This is a genomic window from Bradyrhizobium altum, from assembly GCF_020889705.1.
Lineage (GTDB): Bacteria > Pseudomonadota > Alphaproteobacteria > Rhizobiales > Xanthobacteraceae > Bradyrhizobium > Bradyrhizobium altum.
The window spans coordinates 1-12,613 of the sequence record NZ_JACMYP010000006.1; the positions used below are offsets into that span (position 1 = coordinate 1).

Annotated in this window: 7 protein-coding genes; 5 read left to right on the forward strand and 2 right to left on the reverse strand. The window is 66.0% G+C overall.

Going from position 1 to position 12,613, the window contains the following annotated elements; all coding sequences use genetic code 11:
- On the reverse strand, positions 1-2,474 hold a 2,474-nt coding region (locus H8B02_RS03475), incomplete at its 3' end, for an Rne/Rng family ribonuclease (RefSeq protein ID WP_229164875.1).
- 705 nt (positions 2,475-3,179) lie between these two features.
- Here H8B02_RS03475 and H8B02_RS03480 point away from each other — a divergent pair.
- From H8B02_RS03480 to H8B02_RS03500, 5 genes are all read left to right on the forward strand, one after another.
- Positions 3,180-4,505 (forward strand): N-acetylmuramoyl-L-alanine amidase, encoded by a 1,326-nt coding sequence (locus H8B02_RS03480; RefSeq protein WP_229164876.1) that lies wholly within the window; start codon positions 3,180-3,182, stop codon positions 4,503-4,505.
- Between the two features lie 279 nt (positions 4,506-4,784).
- Positions 4,785-7,286 (forward strand): penicillin-binding protein 1A, encoded by a 2,502-nt coding sequence (locus tag H8B02_RS03485; protein ID WP_229164877.1) that lies wholly within the window; start codon positions 4,785-4,787, stop codon positions 7,284-7,286.
- A gap of 106 nt (positions 7,287-7,392) precedes the next feature.
- Positions 7,393-8,524, forward strand: a protein-coding gene (prfB, locus tag H8B02_RS03490) for a peptide chain release factor 2 (RefSeq protein ID WP_143046567.1) whose coding sequence is annotated in 2 segments (ribosomal slippage) — positions 7,393-7,461 and positions 7,463-8,524 — 1,131 coding nt in all. Because the reading frame shifts where the segments join, the coding sequence is not laid out codon by codon here.
- Positions 8,525-8,527: 3 nt separating this feature from the next.
- Positions 8,528-9,397: an NAD(P)-dependent oxidoreductase gene (locus tag H8B02_RS03495; protein WP_229164878.1), complete on the forward strand. Its 870-nt coding sequence runs from the start codon at positions 8,528-8,530 to the stop codon at positions 9,395-9,397.
- 84 nt (positions 9,398-9,481) lie between these two features.
- The gene (locus H8B02_RS03500; RefSeq protein WP_229164879.1) at positions 9,482-10,417 is read left to right on the forward strand and encodes a DMT family transporter; all 936 of its coding nucleotides are present in this window, start codon (positions 9,482-9,484) and stop codon (positions 10,415-10,417) included.
- Here the strand turns inward: H8B02_RS03500 and H8B02_RS03505 are convergent.
- Positions 10,377-12,530 carry a carbamoyltransferase C-terminal domain-containing protein gene (locus H8B02_RS03505; RefSeq protein WP_229164880.1) on the reverse strand — a complete coding sequence of 718 codons (2,154 nt, stop codon included), beginning with the start codon at positions 12,528-12,530 and terminating at the stop codon, positions 10,377-10,379. The genes H8B02_RS03500 and H8B02_RS03505 overlap by 41 nt on opposite strands.
- Positions 12,531-12,613 lie beyond the last annotated feature (83 nt).

Here is a 12,613-nt window from a genome sequence, read left to right on the forward strand (position 1 = left end):
CGCTGGCCGTCGCCTTCGCCATCAGCGGCGCCCGCTTCCTCGCCGGCCACCCGCTCGTCGACGAGCCCTTCGGTCTCGTCGGTCTCGATCTCGGCCTCGTATTCGAACAGTTCTTCCTCGTCGTCGGCTTCGTCGGCCTGCGGCGGCGAGGCGGCAGCCTGGGCCACCAACAGCGCCTTGGCGGCCTCGAGCGTATGCACCTGCTCGCCGCGGTCGATAATGTAGGACTGCTGGGCGCTTACGGTGGCATCCGCGGCGACCGCCAGCGATACCTTGAAGGCGTCTTCGAGGTCGCGCAGATGGCCGCGCTTGTGATTGAGCACATAGAGCGCGACGTCGGTGCGGGTACGGACCACGAGATTGTGGGTCGCGCCCTTCATCAGGATTTCCTCGATGCCGCGCAGCAGTTGTAGTGCCACCGACGAGACCGAGCGGACGTGGCCCGAGCCGCCGCATTGCGGGCAGGGCTCCGTCGAACTATCCAGCATGCTGGCGCGGATGCGCTGGCGCGACATCTCCAGCAGACCGAAATGCGAGATGCGGCCGACCTGGATCCGCGCACGGTCCTGGCGCAGGCAGTCCGACAGCTTGCGCTCGACCGCGCGGTTGTTGCGCTTCTCGTCCATGTCGATGAAGTCGATGACGATCAGGCCCGCGAGGTCGCGCAAACGCAATTGACGCGCGACTTCTTCCGCGGCTTCCAGATTGGTCTTGAGCGCGGTGTCCTCGATATGGTGCTCGCGCGTGGCGCGGCCGGAGTTGACGTCGATCGAGACCAGCGCCTCGGTCTGGTTGATCACGATGTAGCCGCCGGAGCGCAACTGCACGGTCGGCGAGAACATCGCATCGAGCTGGCTTTCGACGCCCATGCGCGAGAACAGCGGCTGGCCGTCGCGATATTGCTTCACCGCGCGCACATTGGCCGGCATCAGCATCTTCATGAAGTCGCGCGCTTCGCGGTAGCCGGCTTCGCCCGCCACCTGGATCTCGTCGATCTCCTTGTTGTAGAGGTCGCGCAGCGAACGCTTGATCAGCGAGCCTTCCTCGTAGACCAGGGTCGGCGCCTGCGACTTCAGGGTCAGGTCGCGCACCGTCTCCCACATCCGGATCAGGTACTCGAAGTCGCGCTTGATCTCCGGCTTGCTACGGGAGGCGCCGGCGGTGCGCAGGATGATCCCCATGCCCTCGGGCACGTCGAGGTCCTGCACCACTTCCTTCAGCCGCGAGCGGTCCTGGGCGGAGGTGATCTTGCGGCTGATGCCGCCGCCACGCGCGGTGTTGGGCATCAGCACGGCGTAGCGGCCGGCGAGCGACAGATAGGTGGTCAGCGCGGCGCCCTTGTTGCCGCGCTCTTCCTTGACGACCTGCACCAGCATCACCTGCCGGCGCTTGATCACTTCCTGGATCTTGTACTGGCGACGGGGGCGGAACGCGCGCTCCGGAACCTCCTCGAGCACATCGTCGCCGCCGACGGACTCGACGACATCCTCTTCCTCGCCTTCCTCGCCGTCATCCTCGTCATCGTCTTCGCCGGCATCGTCGCCATGCCGAGCCTCGGGCGCGGCTCCGTCCGCAAGCGTTGCGTACTCGGCGACGGCGTGCTCATCGGCCGCGGCGTGGACTTCGTCGGCAGCCACATGCGGCGCGTCGTCGGCATGCGCGGCGTTTTCCGCAACCTGCTCCTCATGGGCCCGCTCGGGCTCATGATTGACCTCGGCGGTCTCGACGAATTCCGGCGCGGCTGACGCAACGGAGGCTTCGACCACCGCGACAACGGGGTCGGACGGGGCGTCGGCGGCCGGCGCCTCGCTCGTTACGGGGGCGTAGCCGTGATCATGGTGGTCATGATCGTGATCATCGTGGCCATGATCGTCGTGACCATGGTCATGGTGATGTTCATGATCGTGGTGATGCTCGTGGTCGTCGTGATGCGCATGATCATGCGCCTCATGCTCGTGCCCCTCATAGGCGGCCACGCCGTGCTCGTGATGCCCGGCATCGTGTTCATGATGCCCGACATCGGCGGGGTGTTCGTGAGCCTCGGCTGCCGGCAGCGCCTGTGCGTCGCCTGCACCCTCGATCACCTCGCTCTGGACACGGTCGCCATGACCGCGGCGGCGGGCATTGCGATGGCGCGACCGGCGGCGATGGCCGCGGTTCTCGTGCTCTTCCTCGGCCTCGCGATGGGCGCGCTCGTCGGCTTCGATCAGCGCCTGACGGTCGGCGACCGGGATCTGGTAATAGTCGGGATGGATTTCGCTGAAGGCGAGGAAGCCGTGCCGGTTGCCGCCATACTCGATGAAGGCAGCCTGCAGTGACGGCTCTACGCGCGTGACCTTGGCGAGGTAAATGTTGCCGCGCAGTTGCTTGCGCTGGGCGGTCTCGAAATCAAACTCTTCGACGCGATTGCCACGGACCACGACGACCCGGGTTTCTTCCGGGTGGGTGGCATCGATCAACATCTTGTTGGGCATTTTGGAGCTCTTGACGGCGGCGGGCGCGGATCATGGCGCGCGCAAACTGCGCCGCCCGGTGACGCGACGGTCCACCTGATTCGGGGGTGAGGGGAAGGCCAAAACGCGTCTCGCGGCGCAGCGCCGGACGGGAACCCACCGGGATGATGCGACGGGCGAAGTTTTCACCTCGCGTCAGCGCGATCATTCGGGGGATCCTGGTCGGCAATGCAGTCTGGCGCATTAAGCGTCGGCCCGTCTAAACATGTTGGCGGCGAAAATTACCGCCGTATCCTTTGCTGAAAGCCCCGCCTGGCGCCGAAGCGCCCGCCGGCCATCGCATATCGAGGCCCCAAGGGACCGGATAATCAGTTATGCCTTGTCTCAAACCGTCCCTCTGGCGAGGGAGTGTGTCTGGGACCGGACGCCGCTCGGGCTTGAATCCGCCTCTCCGTGTCAGCCGCGCGCGGCGCTGGCTGGGGAGGGACCGGAAAAACACGGCGGGATCTTCGACTTGGAAGGTTCCACCGTTGCACCGAGAGGCTGAACGCGACACAACCGGGAGTACTAGCCGTCAGCACTCCGTACATACGTGGATTGCCCGCCGCGTGCAAGGGAAGCGTCACGCCGCCGCAACACTCGGCTCTTTTCGCCCGCGCGTCATTAGGGTGCGATTAACCGTGTGGTTCTAATGCGGTAAGAAGCAGCTGGGAGGCTCCGAATCGGGTGGAGAACCGCGCAAAACACCTTATTTTCTTGGGATGCGGGCTGTTGTGCGCTGCAGCATTGGCGCTTGGCGTGGCCAGCGCCCCGAGCGCGGCCGAAGGGCCACCGGAGGGGCAGCCGGCGCCGGCCGCAAGCGCCTCAGCCGCCAGTGCGCCGAATTTCCCGATCGCATCCGGCGCCAGGCTTGCCGGCGACGACAAGCAGACCCGATTCATCCTCGATCTCGACCGCAAGATCGAATTTCGCGCCTTCCCATTGGCCGACCCCTACCGTGTCGTGGTCGATATCCCGCAGGTCAATTTCCAGCTCGCTGCCGGCACCGGCTCGGCGGCGCGGGGATTGGTGAAGGCGTTCCGCTATGGCCTCGTGATGCCCGGCGGCTCCCGGATCGTGTTCGACATGACCGGCCCGGTGAAGATCGCCAATTCCTATGTGCTCGATGCCGCCAACGGTCAGCCACCGCGGCTGGTGCTGGATTTCGAGCAGGTCGATCGCACCAGCTTCGTGCAGTCGCTCGCGCCGGAGAGCCGGCCCGAATTGAAGCCGTCGATTTCCGAAGCCACCACGGCGACCATTCCGGCCGTCACCACGGCGGCGCTGCCGCCGGTTGCGGCCACCGACTCGCGCCCGCTGATCGTGATCGATCCGGGGCATGGCGGCATCGACAACGGCACCCAGTCCGGCGACCAGACCGAGAAAAACCTGGTGCTGGGCTTTGGCCTCGCTTTGCGCGACCGGATCGAGAAGTCGGGCAAATATCGGGTAGTCATGACCCGGTCCGACGACACCTTCATCCCGCTCAACGACCGGGTGAAGATCGCGCGTTCGCAATCCGCGGCGCTGTTCGTCTCGATCCACGCCGATGCCTTGCCGCGCCGCGAGGGCGACGCCCAGGGTGCCACGATCTACACCGTGTCGGACAAGGCGTCCGACGCGGAGGCCGAGCGGCTGGCGGAAGCGGAGAACAAGGCCGACGCGATCGCCGGCGTGAACCTGACCGACGAGCCGACCGAGGTCGCCGACATCCTGATCGACCTCGCGCAGCGCGAGACCAAGACCTTCTCCAACCGTTTCGCTCGTCTGCTGATGGACGAGATGAAGTCCACGGTGCGGATGCACAAGCATCCGCTGAAATCGGCCGGCTTCCGGGTGCTGAAGGCGCCCGACGTGCCGTCCGTTCTGGTGGAGATCGGCTATGTCTCCAACAAGGGCGACCTCGAGCATCTGGTCTCCGAGAACTGGCGCAACAAGGCCGTCGGATCGATGGTCCAGGCGATCGACACGTTCTTCTCCAAACGGCTGGCAACCGCCGGACCGGCAAAGTGAAATTGGTCGCCTGAAAAGCCGGGGCCGTTGCCCGGAAGCCCTAGTTTGGCCACAGCGGCGACGCTATAGACAAGGGATCGCAGGTCCGCAGAATCGACCATATTGTCCGGCGGCTCTTGTATATTCGCGTGCGCAAGGCGGCTCGCTGGGCCAAGGCTTTGATGTAAAGGCCTCGATGCAAAGGCCTCGCTATGTGAGCCTTCGTTGTGTGAGGCTTCGCACTTTTGGACAGGCGCTTCTGACGATTGGGCGCCGGAGGGTAGGAACGGAACGTCGATAATGCGCCTGCTCGTGCGGTTCATGGGTTTCTTGTTCGCCGCCGGAACCGTCGTGTTCCTGGTCGGTGTCGCCGCCGTCGCTGGCGCCATCTGGCATTTCTCCAAGGATCTGCCCGACTACTCGCAGCTCCAGGACTACGAGCCGCCGGTGATGACCCGCGTGCACGCCGCCGACGGCGCGCTGCTCGGCGAATACTCCAAGGAGCGGCGGCTTTATCTGCCGATCCAGGCAGTGCCGAAGCTCGTGATCAACGCGTTCCTCGCCGCCGAAGACAAGAACTTCTACGAGCACGGCGGCATCGACTATCAGGGCATGGCGCGCGCTGCGATCCTCTACGCGCAGAACTACGGCTCCAACCGCCGCCCGCAGGGTGCCTCGACCATCACCCAGCAGGTCGCCAAGAACTTCCTGCTGACGAACGAGGTCTCGTTCGCGCGCAAGATCAAGGAAGCCTTGCTGGCGATGCGCATCGAGCGCGCCTATTCCAAGGACCGCATCCTCGAGCTCTACCTCAACGAAATCTATCTCGGGCTCGGCGCCTACGGCATTGCGGCGGCGTCGCTGGTCTACTTCGACAAGTCGGTCAACGAGCTGACGATCGCGGAAGCGTCCTATCTCGCCTCGCTGCCGAAGGCGCCGGCCGCGCTGCATCCGGTCCGCAACCGTGACCGCGCGATCGAGCGCCGCAACTATGTGATCGACCGCCTGCTGGAGAACGGCTGGATCAAGCAGGCCGACGCCGACAAGGCGCGCAAGGACCCGCTCAACGTCACCAGCCGCTCGAACGGCGCACACATCTTCGCGGGCGAGTATTTCGCCGAGGAAGTCCGCCGCGACATCTTCGAGCGCTACGGCGAAAAGAAGCTTTACGAGGGTGGCCTGTCGGTTCGCACCACGCTGGATCCCAAGATCCAGGTGATGGCGCGCAAGACCATGGTCGCCGGCCTCGTCAACTACGACGAAGCGCAGGGTTGGCGCGGTGCGCTGCACAAGCTCGACGTCTCCGGCGACTGGGGCGTCAAGCTTGCCGACGTCAAATCGCTCTCCGACATCTCGCCGTGGCGGATGGCGGTCGTGCTGGAAACCAGCGATCAGTCGGCGCGGATCGGCTTCCAGCCGGGCCGCGAGCTCGGCGGCGCGGTCAGCAAGGAGCGGCAGACCGGCATCATCTCGATAGACGGCGTGCGCTGGGCCAAGAGCAAGGGCAAGGCGCCGACGGCGGTCTCGCAGGTGCTGCAGCCCGGCGACGTGATCTATGCCGACCCGCTGGTGACCAAGGAAGGCACTGCGGTTGAGGGCCAGTATCGCCTGCGGCAATTGCCCGAGGTCTCCGGCGCCATGGTGGCGATGGATCCGTGGACCGGCCGCGTGCTCGCGATGGTCGGCGGCTTCTCGTTCGACCAGAGCCAGTTCAACCGCGCGACGCAGGCCTACCGGCAGCCCGGATCGTCGTTCAAGCCGATCGTGTACTCGTCGGCGCTGGACAACGGCTATACGCCGTCGACCACGGTGATCGACGCGCCGATCGAGATCGATCAGGGGCAGGGCGCCGGCGTGTGGCGTCCGGAGAACTATTCGACCGGCAAGTATTACGGCCCGACCACGCTGCGCAACGCGTTGCAGCGCTCGCTCAACACCGTGACGGTGCGGCTCGCGCAGGACATCGGCATGCCCCTGGTTGGCGAATATGCCAAACGCTTCGGCGTTTATGACGAACTGCCAAACTATCTGTCGTATGCGCTGGGTGCCGGCGAAACGACCGTCATGCGCATGGTCACGGCGTATTCGATGTTCGCCAATGGCGGCCGCCGGGTGAAACCGACGCTGATCGATCGCATCCAGGACCGCTACGGCCACACCATCTTCAAGCACGACACCCGCGAATGCCGCGGCTGCGACGCGCCCGGCGGCTGGAAGAGCCAGTCGGAGCCGCAGCTCGTCGACCGCCGCGAGCAGGTGCTCGATCCGATGACGGCCTACCAGATCACCGAGATGATGGAAGGCGTGGTCCAGCGCGGCACCGCGACCGTCGTCAAGGAGGTCGGCAAGCCGATCGCCGGCAAGACCGGCACCACCAATGACGAGAAGGACGTCTGGTTCGTCGGCTTCTCGCCGGATCTCGCAGTCGGCGTCTATATGGGTTACGACAAGCCGCGCAATCTCGGCCGCACCGCCACCGGCGGTCACGTGGCGGCGCCGATCGCCCGCGACTTCCTCAAGCTTGCGCTCGCCGACAAGCCGCCGACCCCGTTCAAGGTCCCGGCCGGCATCAAGCTGATCCGCGTCGACGCCAAGACCGGCATGCGGGCCGGCCCGGGCGATAGCGGCAACACCATCCTCGAAGCCTTCAAGCCGGGCACCGCGCCGCCGGACAACTACTCGGTGATCGGTGTCGCCGACGCCGATGGCCGCGGTCCTGCGCCCGGCCCGCAGCCGTCGCAGGGTGGCGGACAGCCGGATGGCGGCTTCTTCATGCGGCCGGGAACCGGGGGACTCTACTAGCGGTTGGCCGATCCAAATCGCCGGGATAGCGTGGCCAAGCCGATTGCGCTTTGCCGCGCCGGTCGCTACATCCCCGGCAAGCTTTTTCACCAACACCTGAAAGACCATGCGCGCGGAAATCGAACGCCTTGTTGAAGAGATCAAGCAGTCAGTCGGGCTGCTGAGGAGGCATCTTTGACGTCGAACAATCGACGGCACGCCTCGCTGAGCTGAACAAGCTCGCTGAAGACCCCAATCTTTGGAACGATCCACAGAAGGCCCAGCGGCTGATGCAGGAGCGCACCTCGCTGGAGGACGCGCTCTCGGGCATCGGCAAGGTCGAGCGCGAGCTCGAGGACAACATCGGCATGATCGAGCTCGGCGAGGCCGAGAACGATGCGGCCGTGGTCGCCGAGGCCGAGAAGGCGCTCAAGGACCTCAAGAAGGAAGTCGCCCGGCGCGAGCTGGAAGCGCTGCTCTCTGGCGAGGCCGACAAGTTCGATTCCTATCTCGAAGTCCATGCCGGCGCCGGCGGCACCGAGAGCCAGGACTGGGCGCAGATGCTGCTGCGCATGTACACGCGCTGGGCGGAGAAGCACGGTTTCAAGATCGAGTTCCTCGAGGAGTCCCAAGGCGAAGAGGCCGGCATCAAGTCCGCCACCATCCAGATCTCCGGCCACAACGCCTATGGCTGGCTGAAGACCGAGGCCGGCGTGCATCGCCTGGTGCGCATCTCGCCGTTCGATTCCAACGCGCGGCGGCACACGTCGTTTTCGTCGGTGCAGATTTTCCCGGTGATCGACGACAGCATCAAGATCGAGATCAAGGAGGCGGATGTCCGCACCGACACCATGCGATCGGGCGGCGCCGGCGGTCAGCACGTCAACAAGACCGAGTCGGCGGTGCGCCTGACGCATATTCCGACCGGCATCGCGGTGGTCTGCCAGGCCGGCCGCTCCCAGCACAAGAATCGCGCACAGGCCTGGGACATGCTGCGCGCGCGGCTTTATGAGATGGAGCTGAAGAAGCGCGAGGAGCAGGCCGCCGCCGATCAGGCCGCCAAGACCGAGATCGGCTGGGGTCACCAGATCCGCTCCTACGTGCTGCAGCCCTACCAGATGGTGAAGGATTTGCGCACCGGTGTGCAGACCTCCGACACCTCGGGGGTGCTCGACGGTGATCTCGATGAGTTCATGGCGGCGACCTTGGCGCAACGTGCCTTCGGCACCGGGCCCGGCTCCGTCGAGGATGTGGATTAGCCCATGACACGCGTCGCTTTCATCGGATTGGGGCGCATGGGCCACGGCATGGCCGGCCGTTATCTCGATGCCGGTTTCACCGTCGCGGTATGGAACCGGAGCAAGGCCAAGGCCGAGGATTTGATCGCGCGCGGCGCGCTGTGGGCGACCTCGCCGGAGGACGCCGCGATCGATGCCGATGCCGTCGTGACCATGGTCGCCGACGACGAGGCATCGCGCGCGGTCTGGCTGACCCGGGACGGCGCCGCCGCCACCATGAAGGCCGGCACGCTCGCGATCGAATGCTCCACGGTTTCGTATCAGCACACGCTGGATATGGCGCGCGAGCTCAACAGCCGCGGCCTGATCTACATCGATTGTCCGGTCACCGGGCTCCCCGAAGCGGCGGCCGCGGGCAAGCTGACGCTGCTGGTGGGCGCCGATGCCGCTGATCTCGACAAGGCACGGCCGTTCCTCGCGCCGATCGGCAGCACGATCCGCCATTTCGGCGCGGTCGGCACCGGCACCGCGTTCAAGCTGATCAACAATCTGATCGGCGCGGTGCAGATCGCAAGCCTCGCCGAAGGCGTCGCGATCGCCGAGCAGGCCGGCCTCGACATGCAATTGGTGGCCGAGGCGCTGGCGAGCGGCGCGATCGCGAGCCCGCAGATCATCCGCCACAGCAAGCGGATGATCGACCGCAACTTCACCGGCGCATCCTTCACGGCGGCGCTGCGCCACAAGGATGCCGACTACGCCGTGCGGCTTGCCGAGACGCTGCTGCCCGGCGTGCCCGTGAGCCGCGCCGCGCTCACCGCCTACGACAAGGCCAAGGCCCACGCGCCCGATGGCGACGAAGGCCAGATGATCGAGATCGTGTCGCGGCCGAAATAGGCAGAGCCGCCATTCACGGAAATCGGGTGGCCAGCGCCGCCCCGGGCGGCTAGGCATCTGCGCCAGCGCAGATGAGTGCCCGCCATGCCTTCCGCCGACAACAGGATCGATCGCCGCGACTGGGGGCTGCTCGGCTTTCTGTCGGTGCTGTGGGGCGGCTCGTTCTTCTTCAACGGCGTGATCCTGCGCGAATTGCCGCCGCTGACGCTGGTGCTGCTGCGCGTCGTGCTCGGCGCGCTCATCCTGCTGCCGCTGCTGCGGGCGCGGAAGATCGAATTCCCGCATGGCCTGGCCGGCTGGGCGCCGTTCGCCGCGATGGGGCTGTTCAACAACGCGCTGCCGTTCTCGCTGATCGTGTTCGGCCAGACCTATATTCCGAGCGGGCTGGCCTCGATCCTCAATGCGACGACGCCGCTGTTTGCGGTGGTCGTGATGGCGGTGGCCGGCGAGGAGCGGTTGCAGGCGCGCCGCGTGGCGGGCGTGGTGGTCGGGCTGATCGGGGTCGCGATCCTGCATGGTGATGCGCTCGGCTTCGAGAGCAGGCAGGGCATCGGCATCCTGCTGTGCCTCGCCGGTGCCTTCAGCTACGGCATCGCGGCGCTGGTCGGGCGGCGGCTGCCGCAGCGCGTGCCGCCTTTGGGCACGGCGACGTTCCAGATGATGGCCTCCAGCGTGATGATGGCGGTCGTCGCCGGCGTGGCCGAACGACCCTGGCTGCTGCCGATGCCGCATCCGACCACATGGCTCGCCGTGCTCGGGCTCGCGGCGCTGTCGACGGCGCTAGCCTACATCGTGTTCTTTCAGATCCTGCAGCGCTCCGGCGCGACCAATGTGATGCTGGTGACGCTGCTGCTTCCGGTCACCGCGATGCTGCTCGGATATCTCGTGCTCGGCGAGCCGGTCGCGCTGCGCGAGGTGATCGGCGCGCTCGTGATCGCCAGCGCGCTGCTCCTGATCGACGGGCGCGTCTTGACCTGGTTCAGCCGCGCGCCTGTTTCCACGCCGCATACCAGCCGGTGAAGCGGCCGCTGTCGCGCTCGCCGCCGTGCCAGGCGGCGTAGGCGGTGCCGTCGTCGGCGACCAGCACCACGGCATCGAGCCCCTTGGAGCGGCGCAGCGTGTCCATCGCCTGCGCCGGCGTCTGCGCGATCGGGCCCGCGACGTTGAACGACGTGTTGACCGACATCTCGACGCCGATATGGCGGCCGAGCGCCTTCAGATAGGCATAGGTGAGGGGATCGTCGGCCTCACGCACGATCTGGATGCGGCCGGTGCCGTCGGCATGCACCACGGCGGGAATCTTGGCGCGGGCCTCCGGCTTCGAATGCGCCGTAAGCACCATGTAGTTGTAGGCGTTGTAGTCGTCGTCGGATGCGCCGTCTTCCAGCTCGAAATAGTCGCGTGCGGCCTGCAGCGTCGCCATCGGCGCCAGCGGCCGGATCGCCTCGCGATACTTGACGCGCTCGTTGAGCCGCTCGCGCACCTCGGGGTCGCAGGGATTGGCGAGGATCGAGCGATGGCCGAGCGCACGCGGCCCGGTCTCGGCCGCGCCCTGATAGATCGCGATCACGCCGCCTTGCGCCACCATGCTGGCCATCAGATCGGCAACCGCATCGCGTCCTTCCGATGTCGCGACATTGCCGATCTCGGTGGAGGCGACGTCGTCGGCGCGCAGCGCCGCGGCGATGTCGGCGTTCGAGGGCGGCAGGCCGCAATAGAAGGCGTGCGACAGCGGCGCACCGCGCGCAGCGCCCGCCATGTGCGCGAACAGCCAGGCCGCGCCGATCGGCACGCCGGGATCGCCGGGCACCGGCGGCACCCACATATGCAGGCGTGTCTTGCGCTGCTGGGCGCGTTCGAACCAGGCCTCGTCAAAGTGCTCGAGCAGCCGCATGTTGCCGAGCGCATTCAGCGCCACGCCGCCGGTCAGCACCAAACGGTCGGTGCCGGTGATGCGCAAGAGATGATCGATGACATGGATCATCGCGTCCTCGAACACCAATTGCGTCGCGGCGGCCTTGTCGACGCGGTCTTTGGTGTCGGGGCGGTGATTGATGTCCTCGACGCGCAGCACGGCGTCGGGATTCCAGAGCTGGTCGGGCCGCAGCGGCGCGCCCAGAATATCGATCAGCGGCTGATGATAGGGATTGTCGGCGGGGTCGGCGTACCAATTGGCCATCGCGCGATTGAGCTGCACGCTGCCATTGGGCCCGAGCTGCAGCACTGCCTTCAGGCGCTGATAGTAGGGATTGGTGGCGCGGTTCATGTCGCCCCAGGCGGCGGCGCCCATGTAGCGGCCCTCGCTGGAGAGCCAGGTCCAGCCGCCCTGGCTCGACGAGATCACAGTGTAGAAGGCACCGAGCGAATCGAACAGGCTCTCATTGCAATAGAGCTGCTTCATCTCGTCGTTCTCGGCGACATAGAGCGAGATCGAGCCGACGTCGCCGGTGCCGTCGAGCACCGCGATCGCGACACGCTCACGCACCTCGGCGAATGGCGAGGCCGTAAATGAGTACCAGGCGTGATTGTCGTGATGCGGCATGCAGATCAGCGGCAGCTGCTCGCCGAGCCCGTACATCTTGGCGAGCCTGCGCGAGATGCGCCGCACCTGGTCCATCTGTCGCAGGTTGATCGCGGGCGCGATCGGTGCCCGCAGCAATTTGAGACTGGCCGGCGCTTCCTCGAACGAGGTGCGGATCAGCATCGCCATCAGCGCCGGATAGTCCCACGTCGTGACGAAGGCTGCGATGTCGCCGATATCGCGGCCCATCCGCTGCAACACCTTGCGCATGTCGTCGAGCGCGTATTGCGGAAACTCGTTGGTGTGTTTGTTTCCGGAAAAACGCTCTTCCTCGTTGTTGACGATCAGGCGCGGGCCGTCCTTCTGGGTGACTTCGACCAGTGCAACGCCGGTGTTGTGCGTGCCGGGGCAGGCGAGGCCTGCGATGTAGACGGTCTCGCCACGCTGCAGCTTGTCGCGGATCGAAGCGATCGTGCGCTGCGCGAACTCGCTATCGGCCTTGTGCAGGCCAAGCTTCGCCATCGCACGTTTGCTGAGGCGGCGCGTGATCTCATAGCCCGCGGCCGCAAAACGCGGATGCCGCGGACCGGTACGAATGTCCGGTTTACGCAATCAGAACGCCTCGACTCGTGATCCCCAGATCGACCTTCAATCACAACTAGCGCCAGGCAACAATGCCGTTTCGCCCAACGGAA

Excerpts from the sequence above, each read along its gene's own strand:
- H8B02_RS03500 (WP_229164879.1), top strand. The coding sequence starts at position 9,482 with ATGCCTTCCGCCGACAACAGGATCGATCGCCGCGACTGGGGGCTGCTC.
- H8B02_RS03495 (WP_229164878.1), top strand. The coding sequence starts at position 8,528 with ATGACACGCGTCGCTTTCATCGGATTGGGGCGCATGGGCCACGGCATG.
- H8B02_RS03485 (WP_229164877.1), top strand. The coding sequence starts at position 4,785 with ATGCGCCTGCTCGTGCGGTTCATGGGTTTCTTGTTCGCCGCCGGAACC.